Source organism: Burkholderia sp. LA-2-3-30-S1-D2 (assembly GCF_001523915.2).
Taxonomy (GTDB): domain Bacteria; phylum Pseudomonadota; class Gammaproteobacteria; order Burkholderiales; family Burkholderiaceae; genus Burkholderia; species Burkholderia diffusa.
This window is the reverse complement of sequence record NZ_CP013384.1, coordinates 1655503-1674408: the sequence shown is the minus strand read 5'-3', so window position 1 is coordinate 1674408 and position 18906 is coordinate 1655503. Positions and strand designations below refer to the sequence as shown.

16 protein-coding genes are annotated in these 18906 nt (G+C 66.9%); 4 read left to right on the top strand and 12 right to left on the bottom strand.

What is annotated here, in order from left to right:
• Positions 1-224: 224 nt before the first annotated feature.
• On the bottom strand, positions 225-1241 hold the full coding sequence (locus tag WS66_RS20545) for a zinc-binding alcohol dehydrogenase family protein (protein WP_059606918.1): 1017 nt from the start codon (positions 1239-1241) through the stop codon (positions 225-227).
• Between the two features lie 123 nt (positions 1242-1364).
• On the opposite strand from WS66_RS20545, the gene WS66_RS20540 reads away from it, so the two are divergent.
• Both WS66_RS20540 and serB read left to right on the top strand, forming a co-directional pair.
• Positions 1365-2306 carry a LysR family transcriptional regulator gene (locus WS66_RS20540; protein WP_059606919.1) on the top strand — a complete coding sequence of 314 codons (942 nt, stop codon included), beginning with the start codon at positions 1365-1367 and terminating at the stop codon, positions 2304-2306.
• 191 nt (positions 2307-2497) lie between these two features.
• Positions 2498-3343: a phosphoserine phosphatase SerB gene (serB, locus tag WS66_RS20535; RefSeq protein ID WP_059606921.1), complete on the top strand. Its 846-nt coding sequence runs from the start codon at positions 2498-2500 to the stop codon at positions 3341-3343.
• A gap of 85 nt (positions 3344-3428) precedes the next feature.
• Here serB and WS66_RS20530 read toward each other — a convergent pair whose 3' ends face one another.
• The 4 genes from WS66_RS20530 to rimO form a co-directional block, all read right to left on the bottom strand.
• On the bottom strand, positions 3429-4613 hold the full coding sequence (locus tag WS66_RS20530) for a cystathionine beta-lyase (RefSeq protein ID WP_059606923.1): 1185 nt from the start codon (positions 4611-4613) through the stop codon (positions 3429-3431).
• A gap of 113 nt (positions 4614-4726) precedes the next feature.
• Positions 4727-5269 carry a hypothetical protein gene (locus tag WS66_RS20525; RefSeq protein WP_059606925.1) on the bottom strand — a complete coding sequence of 181 codons (543 nt, stop codon included), beginning with the start codon at positions 5267-5269 and terminating at the stop codon, positions 4727-4729.
• A gap of 111 nt (positions 5270-5380) precedes the next feature.
• Positions 5381-6307, bottom strand: coding sequence for a sugar kinase (locus tag WS66_RS20520; protein WP_059606927.1), 927 nt, complete (start codon positions 6305-6307; stop codon positions 5381-5383).
• A gap of 3 nt (positions 6308-6310) precedes the next feature.
• The gene (rimO, locus tag WS66_RS20515; protein ID WP_059606928.1) at positions 6311-7672 is read right to left on the bottom strand and encodes a 30S ribosomal protein S12 methylthiotransferase RimO; all 1362 of its coding nucleotides are present in this window, start codon (positions 7670-7672) and stop codon (positions 6311-6313) included.
• A 281-nt stretch (positions 7673-7953) separates the two neighbouring features.
• On the opposite strand from rimO, the gene WS66_RS20510 reads away from it, so the two are divergent.
• A complete protein-coding gene (locus tag WS66_RS20510) occupies positions 7954-8208 on the top strand; it encodes a hypothetical protein (RefSeq protein ID WP_059537455.1) in 255 nt (84 codons plus the stop codon).
• Positions 8209-8570: 362 nt separating this feature from the next.
• Here the strand turns inward: WS66_RS20510 and phaR are convergent, their stop codons facing one another.
• The 6 genes from phaR to WS66_RS20480 all read right to left on the bottom strand — a co-directional run bounded on the left by phaR (position 8571) and on the right by WS66_RS20480 (position 15694).
• On the bottom strand, positions 8571-9137 hold the full coding sequence (gene phaR / locus WS66_RS20505) for a polyhydroxyalkanoate synthesis repressor PhaR (RefSeq protein WP_011549704.1): 567 nt from the start codon (positions 9135-9137) through the stop codon (positions 8571-8573).
• 118 nt (positions 9138-9255) lie between these two features.
• Positions 9256-9996, bottom strand: a complete 741-nt coding sequence (locus tag WS66_RS20500; protein WP_059606930.1) for a 3-ketoacyl-ACP reductase — start codon at positions 9994-9996, stop codon at positions 9256-9258.
• 119 nt (positions 9997-10115) lie between these two features.
• The gene (locus WS66_RS20495; RefSeq protein WP_108064708.1) at positions 10116-11297 is read right to left on the bottom strand and encodes an acetyl-CoA C-acetyltransferase; all 1182 of its coding nucleotides are present in this window, start codon (positions 11295-11297) and stop codon (positions 10116-10118) included.
• Positions 11298-11395: 98 nt separating this feature from the next.
• On the bottom strand, positions 11396-13270 hold the full coding sequence (gene phaC / locus WS66_RS20490) for a class I poly(R)-hydroxyalkanoic acid synthase (RefSeq protein WP_059604429.1): 1875 nt from the start codon (positions 13268-13270) through the stop codon (positions 11396-11398).
• 369 nt (positions 13271-13639) lie between these two features.
• Positions 13640-14479 (bottom strand): peptidoglycan editing factor PgeF, encoded by an 840-nt coding sequence (pgeF, locus tag WS66_RS20485; RefSeq protein WP_059604440.1) that lies wholly within the window; start codon positions 14477-14479, stop codon positions 13640-13642.
• Positions 14480-14485: 6 nt separating this feature from the next.
• The gene (locus WS66_RS20480) at positions 14486-15694 is read right to left on the bottom strand and encodes an RluA family pseudouridine synthase (protein ID WP_059604426.1); all 1209 of its coding nucleotides are present in this window, start codon (positions 15692-15694) and stop codon (positions 14486-14488) included.
• Between the two features lie 41 nt (positions 15695-15735).
• On the opposite strand from WS66_RS20480, the gene WS66_RS20475 reads away from it, so the two are divergent.
• Positions 15736-16560 carry an outer membrane protein assembly factor BamD gene (locus WS66_RS20475; protein WP_059604424.1) on the top strand — a complete coding sequence of 275 codons (825 nt, stop codon included), beginning with the start codon at positions 15736-15738 and terminating at the stop codon, positions 16558-16560.
• 81 nt (positions 16561-16641) lie between these two features.
• Here WS66_RS20475 and WS66_RS20470 read toward each other — a convergent pair whose 3' ends face one another.
• The gene (locus WS66_RS20470; protein WP_059604421.1) at positions 16642-18885 is read right to left on the bottom strand and encodes an ATP-dependent DNA helicase; all 2244 of its coding nucleotides are present in this window, start codon (positions 18883-18885) and stop codon (positions 16642-16644) included.
• Between the last annotated feature and the right edge of the window lie 21 nt (positions 18886-18906).

Genomic DNA, 18906 nt, shown 5'->3' with positions numbered 1-18906 from the left:
ACGCGCGTGCCGCGCGGTTTTCGATGCATGATGCGTTGCCAGTCTACCGCCAAGCGGCATGCAATGCGCCGCAAACGCATCGGGTGTTACCCCGCTTGCGTTCGCGAAGCCGTATCCCGTACGTGCGATGCCGGCGCTCAAGAAAACGCCGGGCCGCCTCGCGTCTTCCGCCCCGAAGGAAGCCCCTTCGGGGGCCCGGCGCAAAGCGACAGGTTCGGGAGCACTCAGAAGCCGCTCAGCACCAGCTTGCCGATCGCGCGCCCGGCCTCGAGCAGTTGGTGCGCGCGCCGCAGGTTCGCGGCGTTGATCGTGCCGAGCTGCTCGCCGAGCGTCGTACGCAGCGTGCCGCCGTCGACGAGCCTCGCCACCTCGCTCAGGATCTTGTGCTGCTCGATCATGTCCGGCGTCTCGAACATCGCGCGCGTGAACATGAACTCCCAGTGAAACGCGGCGCTCTTCGCCTTCAGCAGCTCGACGGGAATCGGCTTCTCGTTCTCGACGATCGTGCAAATGCCGCCCTGCGGCCGGATTACTTCCGCCGCGGCAGGGAAATGACGATCCGTGTCGTTGAAGATCAGCACGTAATCGACGTTCGCATGACCGATCTCGCGCAGTTGCGCAGGCAAGTCGCCGAAATGGTCGACCACGTCGTCCGCGCCGAGCGAGCGCACCCATTCGGCCGACGCCGGGCGCGACGCGGTCGCGATCACATGCAGCTTGCCGAGCGTCTTCGCAAGCTGGATCGCGATCGAACCCACCCCGCCCGCACCGCCGATGATCAGCACCGACTTGCCTGCGTCCGCGCCCTGCGGCGACACGCGCAGCCGGTCGAACAGCGCCTCCCACGCGGTCAGCGCGGTGAGCGGCAACGCAGCCGACGCCGCGAAATCGAGCGAGCGCGGCTTGATCGCCGCGATCCGCTCGTCGACCGTGTGGAATGCGCTGTTCGCGCCGGGGCGCGTGATGCTGCCCGCGTAGAACACCTCGTCGCCGGGCCGGAACATCGTCACCTCGGCACCGACCGCCACGACCGTGCCGGCCGCGTCCCAGCCGAGCACGCGCGGGGTCTCCTCGACCTGCGGCTTCGGCGCGCGCACCTTGGTGTCGACCGGGTTCACGGAGATCGCCTCGACCTTCACCAGCAGGTCGCGCGGGCCCGGCACGGGTTGCGGCAGTTCCACGTCGACGAGCGCCTGCGGGTCGTCGATCGGCAGATAGCGGGTCAGTCCAACAGCTTTCATCACGAAACTCCTTCAGGGAAATCGGGCGGGCTGCGGCGCAGCCCCACGCATGTCATCGTAGGCGGCCCGATCATTCGAGAAAACCGCTATATTTCCTGAAACATTTTCAGGAATTTCAGAATAATGACGTCCGATCCGATTCCGGCCCCCGACAAGCCGCTCGACCTGCTCGACGTCGGCCTGTTCGTGCGTGCGGCGCTGCTCGCGAACGTGAGCGCGGCCGGGCGCGAGTTCGGCGTGTCGGCCGCGGTCGCAAGCGCGCGCATCGCGCAGCTGGAGCGCCAGCTCGGCGCGCGGTTGCTGCATCGCACCACGCGCCGCATCAGCCTCACGCAGGACGGCGAAGTCTTCATGGCCCGCGCCGAGGCGCTGCTGTCGGCGGCCGACGCCGCGCGCGCGTCGGTCGGCCACGGCCGCAGCGAGCCGTACGGACGGCTGAAGGTGTCGATGTCGTCGTCGTTCGGCCGCCAGCACGTCGCGCCCGTGATTCCCGCATTCCTGCGCCGCTACCCGTCCGTGTCGCTCGACCTGCGGCTATCCGACGAGATCGTCGACCTCGTCGACGACGGCTACGACGTCGCGATCCGCCTCGGCGCGCTGAAGGACTCGACGCTGGTCGCGCGCAAGCTCGCCACCAACCGGCGCGTGCTGTGCTGCTCGCCCGCGTATCTCGCCGAACACGGGACGCCGCGCCATCCGGCCGATCTCGCGCAGCACGAATGCGTGATCCTCGGCGACCAGCGCGACTGGTCGTTCGTCACGCCGCAAGGCCCGCTCACCGTGCGGGTCGGCGGCCGGCTCGTCGCGAGCAACGGCGAGGCGATCCGCGAAGCGCTCGTCGACGGCTTCGGCATCGCGATCAAGTCGACCTGGGACGTCGGCCCGCTGCTCGCGAGCGGCGCGCTCGTCACGGTGCTCGATGATTACCCGTTCGCGAACGACGTCGCTATCTGGGCCGTCTATCCGAGCCGCGCGCACGTGCCGCTCAAGACGCTCGCGTTCATCGCGTTCCTGGCCGAACACTTCGGCGATCCGCCTTACTGGGATCGCGCGGACGAACGATAGGCGCCATCCCGTGAGCGGAGCTTGCGGCGGCGCGCCGGACGGGCATCCGCGGCGATCCGGTCGCGCCCGGACACCAACCGGCTACAATGGCGCGTTCGCGACGCGATGGCCCGACGCCGAACGGGGCCCGCGTTCGCAGGCGGCCGCATGCCGGCCGCGCACGCGTTTCATTCGCTTCCAATCATTCCGTCATGACCCACAACCTCGTCATCCAGAGTCTCGCGCCGTTGTCGGACGCGCATCACAAACCGCTGCTCGCGCTGTCGCGCGGCACCCGCATCGTGCAGACCGACGATCACGCGTTGCGTATCGAAAACGCAAACCCCGCGCAGCGGCTCGACATCGACGCGTACTGCGGCACGCACGCGCTCGACTTCGGCTTCGTCGAAGCCGGCCGTACGCTCGGCGAGTTCGGGCTCGTCGTGATGGACATGGATTCGACGCTGATCACGATCGAATGCATCGACGAGATCGCCGATTTCTGCGGGCTGAAGACGCAGGTCGCGGAAATCACCGAGGCATCGATGCGCGGCGAGATCCGCGACTTCAACGAAAGCCTCACGCGTCGCGTCGCGCTGCTCGCGGGGCTCGATGCGCAGGCGCTCGAGCGCGTGTACGAGGAACGGCTGCAATTGTCGCCGGGCGCGGAGACGATGCTTGCCGGCGTGAAGGCCGCGGGACTGAAGACGCTGCTCGTGTCGGGCGGCTTCACGTTCTTCACCGAGCGCTTGAAGGCGCGCCTCGGCCTCGACTACGCGCACGCCAACACGCTCGAGATCGTCGACGGCAAGCTGACCGGCAAGGTGCTCGGCGAAATCGTCAACGCGGACGTGAAGGCGCGCATGCTGCGCGATACCTGCGCATCGCTCGGCCTCGAGCCGCGCCGCGCGATCGCGATGGGCGACGGGTCGAACGATCTGAAGATGATGGCCGAAGCCGGGTTGTCGGTCGCGTTCCACGCAAAGCCCGTCGTGCGCGACGCGGCCACCGTCGCATTCGACCACGTGGGTCTCGACGGGTTGTTGCGGCTGTTCTGATTTCCGGTCTGCGCGCACCGCCCATGAAAAAACGCCCGCGCGATGTTGCATCGCGCGGGCGTTTCGTTTTTCCGCTTCGGTTCCGTTATCGGCCGAGCGTAGCCTGCAGCGCGCGCTCGATGTCCGCACGCAGGTCGGCTTCGTCTTCGAGACCGACATAGAAGCGCACCAGCGTGCCGCGATGCGGCCACTCCGCACGCATCGACGCCACGTCGTAAGGCATCGCGAGGCTGCATGCGCCGCCCCAGCTCCAGCCGATCGCGAACAGCTCGAGCGCCTCGACGAAACGATCGATCTGCTCGCTGCTGTAGCGCTCGTCGAACACCACCGAGAACAGCCCGCCCGCGCCGGTGAAGTCGCGCACGAACGATGCGTGGCCCGGACAGTCCGGCAGCTGCGGATGCAGCACGGCCGCGATCTCCGGGCGCGCCTTCAGCCATTGCGCGAGCGCGAGCGCGCTCTTGCCGTGCGCGTCGAAACGCACCTGCATGCTCGGCAGGCTGCGCAGCACGAGCGAGCAATCATCGACCGAGACGCCGATCCCGCAGCGCATCCGTGCGAGTTTCAGTTGCGCGTGCAGTTCCGCGTTCGCGGTGATGGTCGCGCCCATCAGTACGTCGCTGCCACCCGATTGATACTTGGTCAGCGCCTGCACCGAGATGTCGACGCCATGCTCGAACGGCTTGAACGCGAGGCCGGCCGAATACGTGTTGTCGATCGCGGTGACGATGCCGCGCGCCTGCGCGACCGTCGTGATCGCGCGCACGTCGGGCACTTCCATCGTCACCGAGCCCGGCGCCTCGATCCAGATCAACCGCGTGTTCGGCTGGATCAGGTCGGCGATGCCGGCACCGACGAGCGGATCGTAGAAGCGCGCGACGATGCCGAAATCCTTCGCGAGCCAGTTGCCGAAATCGGCGTTCGGCCCGTAGACGTTGTGCGGGATCAGCACGTCGTCGCCCGCCTTCACGATCCCGAAATAGACGTTCATGATCGCCGCGAGGCCCGACGGCTGCAGCAGCGCATGCGTGCCGCCCTCGATCTCGGCGAGCCGCTGCGCGAGCGCGAGCGACGTCGGCGTCGCGTGCAGTCCGTAGCGCCACTGGTTGTCGTTGTGCCAGACCAGCGCGCGCATCGTCGCGAGATCGGGGAACACGACCGTCGATGCCCGCTCGACCGGTGGGACGAACGAACGGAAGCCTTCCGGAATGATGTCGTCGGGTTGAACGATGCGGGTCTGGAGTGCGCGCTTCGAAGTGGATGCAGTCATGGCTGGAGACCGGGGGAAAGGCCGTTCGGTTGCGGAATATGTCGCTAGAGTAGCCAAAATCGGCGCGCTTGGCCCGGTACAATGCGCGCCGCGCGCACCGAGCCAGCGCGCGCTCAGTTGGTGGTGCGCAGGTCGACGATGCCGCCGACCGTCTCGATTTCCCGTACGCGGCCGTCGCGCACCTGCAGCGCCGCGCGCTTGCCCGGCGCCGGGCGCAGCACGACGGGTTGCGGATCCGATTCGTCCGAGTTCATCCGGTCGGCCTTCAGGTCGCCCGTCGCGTCGAAGCGGCCGATCCACACGCCCGTGATGTTCGTGCCGTCGTTCGATTCCTCGATTTCGAGCGTGTCTCCGTCGCGATCGCCAGCGAGCAGCACCACCTCGCCCGTGTCCGCGAACTGGTATTCGCCGTGCACGCCTTCCTCGTCCGTCTTCGGCCCGAGATGCACGACGATCGGCCGGTCGCCGAGCGTGCCCTCGTAGCGCGGCAGGCGGGCGAATTCCGGATTCGGCCGCAGCGGCCGCGCGGGCGCCGCTTCATCCTGCTGCGCGCCCGGCGCGACGGCCTCCGCCGCGGCCATGCCCGGCATCGCGAGGCCCGCCGCCAGCACACTGGCGATCACCAGCGCCCGTTGCCACTCGGAATATCGACCCACCTTGTGTTGCTCCTTGCTTCAGATTCGCTCGAAAAAACGCGGCCACATGCTGCCTGCCGCCGATGGTCATCGTCACGTACGCGAGGCCACGACCGGCGTGCGTGAGCCGCGTCAGCCCTGCATCAGGCGTTCCACCGCCTCGCGCAACGGAATCGGCGCGACCGCGCCGTAACCCGTCGTCGACAGTGCCGCCGCCGCGTTCGCATAACGCGCGGCCGCGAACGGATCGTCACCCGCGACGATCCGTGCAACGAACGCGCCGCCGAAGCAGTCGCCCGCGCCCGTCGCGTCGACAGCTTCGACCGCGAAGCCCGGCACCACCCGCCGTTCGTTCGGGGTCGCCACGTACGCGCCTTCCTTGCCGAGCTTCAGCGCGACGACCCGCGGCCCGTGTTCGAGCATCGCATCGACGATCGCGTCGCGATCGTTCGCGCCCGTGAGCGCCGTGACGTCGTCCCAGCTCGGCAGGCAGATGTCCGTCTGGCGCAGCGCTTCGCGCATCACCGCGCGGGCGCGCGGCAGCGGCCACAGCTTCAGGCGCAGGTTCGTATCGAAGCTGACCTGCGCACCGTTGCTGCGCGCGTGATCGATCGCCGCGAACGCGGCGTCGCATGCGGCCGTGCTGATCGCGAGGCTGATGCCCGACAGGTGCACGGCCTTCGCCGCCGCCAGCGCATCGAGCGGCAGGTCGGCCACCGCATAGCGGCTCGCCGCCGAGCCCGCGCGCAGATAGTCGAACTGGTGACCCTCAGCGCCGTGCGTGACGAAATACACGCCGGTCGGCGCCGCGCAGTCGATCCGCACGTACGTCGTGTCGACGCGCTCCGCCGCCCACATGTCGGCCAGCAAGCGGCCGAACGGATCGTCGCCGATCGCGGACACGAAGCCCGTCGACGCACCTTGGCGCGCCGCGGCGATGCAGAAGTTCGACGTGTCGCCGCCGAAGCCCTGCAGGAACTCCGGACGCCCCGGCTGCGACTGGTTGAATTCGATCATCGCCTCGCCGAGCGCGAGGATCTGCGGAAACGCAGCGGTCATCGCTTAAACCTCGCCCCACAGGTCGTGGCCGTCCGCGCCGGTGATCTTCACCGACACGAAATCGCCGACCTTGTAGCGCTTCGACGCCTTCGTCGCCGGTTCGACGTAGACGACCCCGTCGATCTCCGGCGCATCCGCCGCCGTGCGGCCGATGCCGCCTTCCTCGCTGACTTCGTCGATCAGCACCTTGAGGGTCTTGCCGACCTTGCGCTGGATGCGCTGCGCCGACACTTCCTCGGCGACTTCCATGAAGCGCGCGCGGCGCTCTTCGCGAACGTCGTCCGGCAGTGCGCCGTCCAGGTCGTTCGCCGTCGCGCCTTCGACCGGCGAATAGGCAAAGCAGCCGACGCGATCGAGTTCCGCCTCGCGGATGAAGTCGAGCAGCGTTTCGAACTGCTCTTCCGTCTCGCCGGGGAAGCCGGCGATGAACGTGCTGCGAATCGTCAGGTCCGGACAGATCTCGCGCCACTTCTGCACGCGCTCGAGCACCTTCTCGGCGTTCGCCGGGCGCTTCATGCGCTTCAGCACGTCCGGATGCGCGTGCTGGAACGGCACGTCGAGATACGGCAGCACGTGGCCCTTGAACGGGCCTTCGGCCATCAGCGGAATGACTTCGTCGACGCTCGGATACGGATACACGTAGTGCAGGCGCACCCATGCACCGTACTGCGCAGCGAGTTCGCCGAGCGCGGCGACCAGGTCGGTCATGCGCGTCTTGATCGGCTTGCCGTTCCAGAAGCCCGTGCGGTACTTCACGTCGACGCCGTACGCGCTCGTGTCCTGCGAGATCACGAGCAGTTCCTTCACGCCCGACTTGAACAGGTTCTCCGCTTCGAGCATCACTTCCGCGACCGGGCGCGACACGAGGTCGCCGCGCATCGACGGAATGATGCAGAACGTGCAGCGGTGGTTGCAGCCTTCGGAAATCTTCAGGTACGCATAGTGGCGCGGCGTGAGCTTGATGCCGGCGGCCGGCACGAGGTCGACGAACGGGTCGTGCGGCTTCGGCAGATGCGAGTGCACGGCCTGCATCACTTCACCCACCGCGTGCGGGCCGGTGACGGCGAGCACCTTCGGGTGGACTTCCTCGATGAGGTTCGAGCCGCTGGCACTCGACTTCGCGCCGAGGCAGCCGGTGACGATCACCTTGCCGTTCTCGGTCAGCGCTTCGCCGATCGCGTCGAGGCTTTCCTGCACGGCCTCGTCGATGAAGCCGCAAGTGTTGACGACGACGAGGTCGGCACCGTCGTAGGTGCCTGAGATTTCATAACCTTCGGCGCGCAGCTGGGTGATGATTTGTTCGGAGTCGACGAGCGCCTTGGGGCACCCGAGCGACACGAAGCCTACTTTGGGGGACTGGGACATCTGGAATGTGGGGGGCGTGGCGGCAAAAGCGTGAGTTTACAGCTATTTATGGGTCAGCGAGGCAAAACCGGCGATCAAGACGCCGTGGATGGCGCCCTCAATACGCAGCGCGCGCAGGCGCATCGGACCGCCACCGGCGGCTGATCCAGCCCTTTCAGACCGAGATGATGAAACGATGGGCACGATCACCGCACGTCGTGCACGACAATCGCCCCGGCCTCACTTCGCCCCTATGCGAAAATCGCTGCATCCGCTCCCTTCACTTACCCAATGGGGTTCGCATGACCACCCACATCACGATCGAATTCACCGAGCACGCCGCCGAGACCATCGGCGAGCAGACCAGCACCAGTTTTTCCTATGACCAGGGCGCCCACGTGCCGCAGCCGGGCGACTTCGTCGAACTCGAGAATTCGCGGCAGACGTTTCTCGTGATCGGCCGGGTGTTTTCGCTGAAGGCGAACTACTGCGCGGTGAAGCTCGTGCTCGACCTTCCTCCCGCAGACGATCACCAGGATTTCGATCCGGCACTCTGAGGTAAGCCGGCGAACCGCGGGCGCTTTGCCGCTGCCCGTCATCACAAGGTCCGACGCATCGGCGATCGGCCGCAATGGCACAAACGCACGCCATGAGGCGCGACACGCCCGGGTATCGATTCGCTGATGACTGTCTGGATGAGGTCGGGGCGACCAGATCACGATCATGCCCGCCCCCACGCGAGGGTACGGGCATTCGGTGCCGACGATCAGGAGCGACCGTCGGCAACATCTTGCGGCAGCGACCATCGTCGTGCCCGGGCACACGATCGGCCGCATCGCACCGCCGCGCGTCGCGGTGGCAAACCTGGCGTCAGGCGTCGGGCGGCGGGTGCCGCCGCGACCGGCCTGCCGCGCAAGCGTTACTTCTTCTCCGGCTCCGGCGCGCCCGGTTGCTTGAACGGGAACGTGCTGAACATCGACTTCGCCTGGTTCTGCATCTGCTCCTGCATCTGCACGAACATGTTCTTGGACTGCTCGATGTAGCTCGTCATCATCCCTTGCATCATCGGCGCCTGCATGTTCATGAACTGCGACCAGACTTCCGGATTCATCGCGTTGCCTTCGTACAGGTTCTTCGATTGATCCGCGAGCTTGTTCTGGATGTCGATGAACGCCTGGATGTTCTTTTCCAGATACGTTCCCATCATGCCCTGCATCGCATGACCGTAGAAACGGATGATCTGCGACAGCATCGACGACGAGAACATCGGCACGCCACCGCTCTCTTCCTCGAGGATGATCTGCAGCAGGATGCTGCGCGTCAGGTCCTCGTTGGATTTCGCGTCGACGACCTTGAAGTCCTCCTGTTCCAGCACGAGCTGCTTGACGTCGGTCAGCGTGATGTACGTGCTCGTCTCGGTATCGTAGAGCCGGCGGTTCGGGTACTTCTTGATGAGCCGCTCGGCCGTTTTCTTTGTAGTAGTCATGTAACGCCTTTCGGTGCAGCGTAGCGCAAGTGACAAATCCCCGCCTCCCGGATCCGGGAAGCGGGGGCCTTCGGAAACGCCAGGCCGCGCGGCCGCAGCGGCGCGCACAGCCGGACGTTCAGCCCATATGCAGGCCGCCGTTCAGCGAGAAGTCGGCGCCCGTCGCGAAGCCGGAGTCATTCGACGCGAGCCACGCGACGATCGAACCGATTTCCTCCGGCCCGCCGAGACGGCGCACCGGGATCGTCGCGACGATCTTCTCGAGCACGTCCGGCCGGATCGCCTTCACCATGTCGGTGCCGATGTAGCCTGGCGACACGGTGTTGACCGTCACGCCTTTCGTTGCGACTTCCTGCGCGAGCGACATCGTGAAACCGTGGATGCCGGCCTTCGCGGTCGAGTAGTTCGTCTGGCCGAATTGCCCCTTCTGGCCGTTCACCGACGAAATGTTGATGATCCGGCCCCAGCCACGCTCGACCATCCCGTCGATCACCTGCTTCGTCACGTTGAACAGGCTCGTCAGGTTGGTGTCGATAACGGCCGTCCAGTCTTCATGCGTCATCTTGCGGAACACGACGTCGCGCGTGATGCCCGCGTTGTTGACCAGCACGTCGATCTCGCCGACTTCGGCCTTGACCTTGTCGAACGCTGCCTTGGTCGAGTCCCAGTCGCCCACGTTGCCTTCCGACGCGATGAAATCGTAGCCGAGCGCCTTCTGTTCCTCGAGCCATTTCACCCGGCGCGGCGAGTTCGGGCCGCAACCCGCGACCACCTTGAAGCCGTCTTTCGACAGACGCTGGCAGATGCTGGTGCCGATGCCGCCCATCCCGCCCGTTACGTACGCAATTCGCTGAGACATAAATCTCACTCCATTTTTTGGTTTCGAGAGCCGCCGGAGGCCCCCTCTGACTTCACGTGCGCCGGCCGAAGCCGCAATCGGCCGGCGCACGGATTGGTTTGGCAGTGACCGACGACCGGTTACGGACGTTCGACCGCGAGCGCGACGCCCATCCCGCCGCCGATGCACAGCGACGCCAGCCCGCGCTTCGCATCGCGCTTGACCATCTCGTGCAGCAGCGTCACCAGAATCCGGCAGCCCGACGCGCCGATCGGGTGACCGATCGCGATCGCCCCGCCGTTCACGTTCACCTTCGACGTGTCCCAGCCCATCTGCTTGTGCACCGCCAGCGCCTGCGCCGCGAATGCCTCGTTGATTTCCATCAGGTCCAGGTCGCCAGGCGTCCAGCCCGCACGCTCCAGGCAGCGGCGCGAGGCCGGCACCGGACCCATGCCCATCACGCTCGGATCCACGCCCGCGTTCGCGTATGCCTTGATCCGCGCAAGCGGCGTCAGGCCGAGCGCCGCCGCCTTCTGCGCCGACATCACCAGCACCGCCGCCGCGCCATCATTCAGCCCCGACGCGTTCGCCGCCGTCACCGAGCCGTCCTTCGAGAACGCCGGCTTCAGCCCCGCCAGCGATTCCGCCGTCACGCCGTGACGCACGAACTCGTCGGTCGCGAACTGCAGCGGCTCGCCCTTGCGCTGCGGAATCGACACCGGCACGATCTCCGCATCGAAGCGCCCGGCCTTCTGCGCGGCTTCCGCCTTGTTCTGCGACAGCGCCGCGAACGCGTCCTGCTCCTCGCGCGTGATCCCGTATTCCTTCGCGACGTTCTCCGCCGTGATGCCCATGTGGTACTGGTTGTACACGTCCCACAGGCCGTCCACGATCATCGTGTCGACCAGCTTCGCGTCGCCCATCCGGAACCCGTCGCGCGAGCCCGGCAGCACGTGCGGCGCCGCGCTCATGTTTTCCTGGCCGCCCGCGATCACGATGTCCGCGTCGCCCGCCACGATCGCGTTCGCCGCCAGCATCACGGCCTTCAGGCCCGAGCCGCACACCTTGTTGATCGTCATGCCCGGCACCGCGGTCGGCAGGCCGGCCTTGATCAGCGATTGGCGCGCCGGGTTCTGCCCCGAGCCCGCCGCCAGCACCTGCCCCATGATCACTTCGCTCACCTGCTCGGGCTTCACGCCCGAACGCTCCAGCACCGCGCGAATCACCGTCGCCCCCAGCTCCGGTGCCGCGATCTTCGCGAGCGAACCGCCGAATTTGCCGACCGCGGTCCGCGCGGCCGATACGATCACTACGTCCGTCATTTCCCTTTCCTCCAGGCCCGCACGACGCGGCGCATCGCTACCGGCCCTGTTAAAAAACTGCGGTGCACCGGACAGCGTGCGCCGCTGTCCGTCTTTCGTCAATCGCGCTGCAACACGTAGCGGCCCGGTGCCGGCTCGATCACCGGGAACTGCGCGGAACCGGCCTTGGCGGGCGGCGCCACCTTGCGGCCGCCGTACTGGTCGAGCCACTCGACCCAGGTCGTCCACCAGCTGCCCGGCTGCTCGGTCGCACCGGCGAACCAGTCGTCCGCGGATCCGGGCAGATCGTTGTCGTTGACCCAGTAGCTGCGCTTCTTCTTCGCCGGCGGATTGATCACGCCCGCGATGTGGCCCGACGCGCCGAGCACGAACTTCAGCGGACCCGTCAGGATCGACGTCGATGCGTAAGCCGTCTGCCACGGCACGATGTGATCCTCGCGCGACCCGTAGATGAAGGTCGGCACGTCGATGCGCGACAGGTCGACGGATTCGCCGCACACGGTCAGCGCGCCCGGCACGCGGAGCTTGTTCTCAAGATAGGTATTGCGCAGGTACCACGCGTACATCGGGCCCGGCAGGCTCGTCGAGTCGCTGTTCCAGTACAGCAGGTCGAACGCGGCGGGCGTGCGGCCCTTCAGGTAGTTGTCGACGACGTAGTTCCAGACGAGGTCGTTCGGCCGCAGGAACGAGAACGTGTTCGCGAACTCGACGCCGCGCATCAACCCCGGCGCCGCGCCGTTCTTGCCGCCGATGGTCTGCTCGCGCATCTGCACGTGCGCCTCGTCGACGAACACGTCGAGGATGCCGGTGTCGGTGAAATCGAGCATCGCGGTCAGCAGCGTCATCGACGCGGCCGGGTGTTCGCCGCGCGCGGCGAGCACCGACAGCGCGGTCGCGAGCATCGTGCCGCCGACGCAGAAACCAAGCGTGTTGATCTGCTCGCGGCCGCAGATCTGCTGCACGGCGTCGATCGCCGCGAGCAACCCTTCGTTCATGTAGTCGTCCCACGTCTTGTGCGCGACCGACGCATCGGCGTTGCGCCACGACACGAGGAACACCTGATGGCCGTTCGACAGCGCATGCGCGACGAGCGAATTCTCGGGCTGCAGGTCGAGGATGTAGAACTTGTTGATGCACGGCGGCACGATCAGGAGCGGCCGCTCGAACACCTTGTCCGTCTTCGGTGCGTACTGGATCAGCTGGATCAGGTCGTTCTCGTAGACGACCGCGCCTTCGGTACACCCGAGGTTCTTGCCGACCACGAATTGCGATTCGTCGGTCTGCGAAATTTTGCCGCGCTGCATGTCGCCGAGCAGGTTCATCATCCCCTGCCGCAGGCTTTCGCCCTGCGTCTCGAGGATCGACTTCTGTGCATCGGGATTGAGCGCCAGGAAGTTGCTCGGCGCGGCCGCGGCGGTCCATTGCTGGACGGAGAAACGGATGCGTTCGCGCGTCTTCGGATCGGTCTCGAGCGCGTCGGCCAGTTCCTGCAGGTAGCGCGCGTTGAGCAGATACCACGCAGCCGCGAACGCATGCGCGGGCGATGCCTTCCAGGCATCCGCGCTGAAGCGGCGGTCCTTCAGTTCTGGCGACTCGAGCTTCGCGGCGGCGGCCTGCTGCATCAGCGTCACGCAGTCGCGCGCATAATCGGCCTGCAGCTTCTGGAGCCGTTCCGGCGGGATCGCGGCCACGGGCAGCTTCAATCCCGCGAACGGCGAAGCCAGGCCGCCGAAGGCGCCCAGATCGGGCATCGACGGCATCTGGAACGGAACGGATGTCGGGAACTGGAATGCGGCGAACGGATTCGCCGTGGTCGCCGCCGTCGAGGCGCGCGCCGGATCGGCGAAACCGCGCCAGGCGTTCAGCCATGCCTCGAACATCTGCTGCATCGGCTGGGTAGCCTGGTCGAATCCGGTGCTGCCCGCGAAAGTGCCCGCTTGAGCGGACGTCGACGAATTTTTCGATGCTGTCATTACCTGCCTTACCGGTGATTCGTGAGCGTCAATCGTGAAATCCTGCTCGCGCGCGGCGTGCCGGCTGCGAGCCGGGCCGTCATGCTCTGGAGAGGCGTCTCCAGATTCTGCCGCAGTGCGGTATTTTTATCATTATCGTTTTCCCCATGTGAAGCACTGCGTCAAACCACCGAGCATTTCTGCTCGGAGATAATCCGCGCGAAACAAGCTGGACAAGGCTTCCGGCGAAACATAAAACATTTTGATTGACTTGACTTCGCGATTATTCATTCGATTGCCCATGCAACGCCGCATTGCCGCGCCAATATCGCAATAACCAATTTCGCAGCGCAACAAGCCAAGCCGCGCGCACGTGCGCGCGGTCAGCAGTCAATCGGCCAGCCAGATCGCCGCCGCCATGCGGCCGGTCACGCGGTCGCGCCGGTACGAATAGAAGCGCGCGTGTTCGGTGACCGTGCAGGCGGTCCCGCCGCTCACGTGCGCCACGCCTGCGCGCGCGAGGCGCAGGCGCGCAAGCGCGTAGAGGTCGGCGAGGTACTTGCCGGGCGCGCCGTCGATCACGACGAACGCTTGCCGCGTCTCATCATGCTCCGACTGCGGAGCCGTGTCGAGAAACGCCTCGCGCACGTCTGCGCCGACCTCGAACGCCCGCGGGCCGATCGCGGGCCCGAGATACGCATGGAGATCATCCGTCGCGCCGCCGGCGAGTGCCGCGACGCCGGCCGCGGTCTGCTCGACGATGCCGGCCGCGAGCCCGCGCCAGCCAGCATGCGCGGCACCTACCGCCCGGCCCCGCGCGTCGCACAACAGCACCGGCAGGCAATCGGCGACCATCACGACACAGACCGCGCCCGCGCGGTCCGTCACGCTCGCGTCGGCCTGCACGGGCGCCTCGGCACCCGGCGCGGCCTCGATCACTTCGTCCGCACGCACGATCCGCGCGCCGTGAACCTGTTCGAGCCATGCCGCTCGCGACTGGCCCGCAAGCACGAGCAAGCGCGCGCGATTCGCGGCGACATGGGCCGGATCGTCACCGGTATGCAGGCCGAGATTCATCCCGCCCGGCAACGCGGCGCCGTCCTGCCAGCGCCCGTACGGGCCCTCGCTCACGCCGCCGTCGCGCGTCGTGATCAGCGCACGCACGCGCGGCGCCACCTGCCAGTCGGGCCGCACGCAGTCCTGCCACGTCAACGGCGCCAGGTTCGTCATCGGCACTCACTCCTCCTCATCGTCGTAATCGTCGTCGTGATCCTGATATTCGCCGGCGAAATCGTCATCGTCGTAGACACCATCTTCATCGTCGAATTCCTCGTCGCCCTGCCCGAAGCCCAGCGCCGCGACGAGCGCGTTCATGTCGTCCGGCAACGGACAACGCCACTGCATCGTCTTGCCCGTGACCGGATGCACGAGGCCGAGCCGCCAGGCGTGCAGCGCCTGCCGCGCGAACCCGCCCGGCAGCGGCGCGACCGAGCGCTTGCCGCGCGCGCGCCCGTACACCGGATCGCCGAGCAGTGGATGCCCGACATGCGCGCAGTGCACGCGGATCTGGTGCGTACGGCCGGTTTCGAGATCGCACTGGATCGCGGACACCGGCTGACGTTGCCACATGCATGTGTCAACCGTACGGAAATGCGTGCGCGCGGGCTTGCCCGACGCGCCGGTGACGACGGCCATGCGCGTGCGCTCGCGCGGATCGCGGCCGATCGGCGCGTCGATCGTGCCGTCTTCGGGCATCATGCCCCATACGAGCGCGAAATAGCGGCGCTTCACGGTACGCGCCTGCAGCTGGCGCACGAGGTCGGTCTGCGCGGCGAGTGTGCGCGCAACCACCATCAGGCCGGACGTCTCCTTGTCGAGCCGGTGCACGATGCCCGCGCGCGGCAGGCCGGCCGCCGCGTCGCCGTAGCGGTGCAGCAGGCCGTTGAGGATCGTGCCGCTCCAGTTGCCGGCAGCCGGATGGACGACGACGCCCGCCGGCTTGTTGATGACGACGAGCGCGTCGTCCTCGTAGATCACGTCGAGCGGCACCGGCTCCGGCGTGAACGCCAGCTGCTCCGGCAGCAGGTCGGGCACGAGCTCGATCCTTGCGCCGAGCGGCACCGGCTGGCGGATCTTCGCCGGCGCGCCGTCGACCAGCACGCGCTGCGCCTCGATCCAGCTCTGCAGGCGGCTGCGGGAGAATTCGGGGAACAGTTGGGCAAGCGCTTTATCGAGGCGCTCACCCGCGAGCGACAGCGGCACTTCGACGACGCGCGGGGCCTCGTCGACCGCCGCGGACGGCACGACAGGCGGCTGCATCGCGCCTGCAGCCAGATCGTCATCGGGGGAATCGCCCGACGCAGCGTCGGCGGGCCGATCGCTTGGGCTATAATCTTCGCGATTTGACTTGCCCTGCGGGGCATTCTGCGAACTTGAACGGGTCATTTAGACTGGGTCACCGAGACTTGAAGCTAGGACATGCGAGCATGATGAATTCGACCAAACGTACGGCCAAAACCGTCGCCGCCCGAGCTGCGGCGGTAGCGGCCGCGGCCCTCATCGCCGGCTGCCACGGCTTGCCGCAGAAGCAGGACGAGACGGCTACCTGGTCGAACAACAAATTATACTCAGAGGCCCAGGACGCACTGTCCGGCGGCGACTGGGGCAAGTGCGCGAAATATTTCGAATCGCTGCAAGGTCGCGATCCGTTCGGCCATTTCGCGCAACAGGCACAGATCAACGTCGCGTACTGCAACTGGAAGGACAACGAAGCGGCAGCCGCCGACCAGGCCGTCGACCGCTTCATCCAACTGCATCCGGATCACCCGGATATCCCGTACGCGTACTACCTGAAGGGGATGATCCACTTCAACGACGATCTCGGCCTGTTCGGCCGCTTCTCCGGCCAGGACATGAGCGAGCGCGATCCGCAGGCACTGCGCGAATCGTACGACGCGTTCAAGGTCGTCGTCGACCGCTACCCGAAGAGCAAGTACGCACCCGACGCCGCCGCCCGGATGCGCTACATCGTCAACGCGCTCGCCTCGCACGAGGTGCACGCGGCCGACTACTACTATCGGCGCGGCGCCTATGTCGCGGCGATCAACCGCGCGCAGCTCGCGATCAAGGACTACAAGGGTGCGCCGGCGATCGAGGACGCGCTGCACATCATGATCCTGTCGTACGGCAAGCTGAACCAGCCGGAACTCGCGGAAGACACGAAGCGCGTGCTCGCCGGGACCTTCCCCGACAGCCCGTACATCACCGGCCATTCGCGCCCCGGCACGAAGAAGTCGTGGTGGCAGTTCTGAGCGACGCCCGAGCACCAACAAAAAACCCGGCCATCGAGCCGGGTTTTTTGTTGGTGCCGCCCGCAACAGGCAACAGCGCGATCACGCGCGCTTTGCCGCGCGATGTTCGTCGAAGAAGTCCTGCACGACCGCGATCTCGCGGGTGCGCTTGAACGGCGGCAGGCTCTGCCAGATCCGCCGACCGTAAGGCTTGTCGACGAGCCGCGTGTCGCAGATCATCAGCACGCCGCGATCCGTCTCCGCGCGAATCAACCGGCCTGCGCCCTGCTTCAGCGTGATCACGGCCTGAGGCAGCTGGTGAACCGCGAACGGGCTCAAGCCCTTCTTGGTCAGCGCGTCGAGCCGCGCGGCCAGCACCGGATCGTCAGGCGGCGCGAACGGCAGCTTGTCGATCACAACGAGCGACAGCGCGTCGCCGCGCACGTCGACGCCTTCCCAGAAGCTCTGGCTGCCGACGAGGATCGCATTGCCGTACGAACGGAAACGATCGAGCAGTTCGGTACGGCTGGCATCGCCTTGCACCAGCAGCGGCGTGTTCCAGCCGCGCGACTCGATCACGTCGCGCAGCTTCGACGCGATCCGGTCGACCGCGCGCAGCGTCGTGCACAGCATGAAGACGCCGCCGCCCGATGCCTCGATCGCCGGCAACGCGGCATCGAACACGGCATCGGTAAACGCCGGCGACGACGGCTGCGGCAGGTTGCGCGGCACATACAGCAGGCCCTGCGTCTGATAGTCGAACGGGCTTGCGAGGGTCATCGAGCGCCGCGAGCTGAGGCCCATCTGGGCCGCGTAGTGCGTGAAATCGCCGCGCACCGACAGCGTCGCCGACGTGAACACCCACGCGCGGGGCACGCCGGCGCGCTGCTTCGCGAAAATCGGCGCGACCGACAGCGGCGTCTCGTGCAACTGGACGGTATGCGCGAACACTTCGACCCAGCGCACCTTCTCGTTCGGGTCGTCGGTGGCCGCCTTGTCGCCGGCTGCCGCGGCATCGGCCTTCGCGGCCGCTTCCGCCGCGCCGGGCGCAACCCAGCCCGCGAGCAGGTCCTGCAGCTCGCGTGCGCGCCGCAGGCACGCGCCGAGCGACTCCGCCCGCTCGGCCTGGCTCGCGAGCGCCGAGGCAAGCGCATCGAGCGCCACTTCGAGCGCGTCGAGCGCGGCGAACATCGGATGATCGTCGCCCAGTTGCGCGAGCGACATGCGCACGATCTGGTCGTTCGCGAACGCGAGACGCAGGTCGCGCGCCGCACGTTCGAGATCGCCGCCGAGCTTCACCCACTCGACCGCATCGCGCGCATGGCTCAGGCCTTCCGCGACCGTGTCGCGCGCAAGTTCGAGGATCTGCGTGGTCGACAGCGTCTCGCCGAAGAACAGCGTGGCCGTCTCCGGCAACTGGTGCGCTTCGTCAAAGATCACCGTGTTCGCGTTCGGCAGCAGCTCGGCCATCCCGGTGTCGCGCAGCATGATGTCCGCGAAGAACAGGTGATGGTTGACGACGACGATGTCCGCCTGCTGGGCCTCGCGGCGCGCCTGCATCACGAAGCATTCCTTGTAATGCGGGCACTCCTGGCCGAGGCAGTTGTCGCGCGTCGACGTGACCATCGACCACACCGGTGCCGTCTCCGGCACGCTCGCGAGTTCAGCCTTGTCGCCGCTCTTCGTGACCTTGGCGAACCGGACGATTTCCTGCAGGTACGCGGTATCCTGGCGCGACGGCAAGCGACCGTTGTCGGCCGTGCGCTGCAGGTAGTAATGGCACAGGTAGTTCGAGCGGCCCTTGAGCATCGCGACCGTCACCGGCACCGCGAGTGCGTTGCGCACGGTCGGGATGTCGCGCTGGAACAGCTGGTCCTGCAGGTGCTTCGTGCCGGTCGATACGATCACCTTGCCGCCCCACAGCATCGCGGGCACCAGGTACGCATAGGTCTTGCCGGTGCCTGTGCCGGCCTCGACGATCAGCGTGTTGTCGCCAGCGTCGCCGTCGGCTTCGGGCGCAACACCCTCCGCGGCGGATTCGGCCGCCTTGTCGCCTTCGCCGAGGCGGCGTGCCGGCCGCTTGCGGGTCTCGAAGATCTCCGGCTCGGGCATCCGGCGCGCGGACGCCTCCATCGCGGACGCGACCGCGCGCGCCATCTCGATCTGCGACTGACGCGGGTGATAGCCGTCGAGCGCGCGCGCGAGCAATCCGCCGTCGCCGAAGATCGTGTCGAGTTCGTCGACGCGTTTGCGGCTCAGCTCGAAGGTGCCTTCGGGCGCACGAACGCGCCCGGCGGACGACGCGTCACGCCGGGCATCGGGGTTGGCATCAAGCGGTGAATTCAAGGCAAGCGTTCCTGTGTCCAG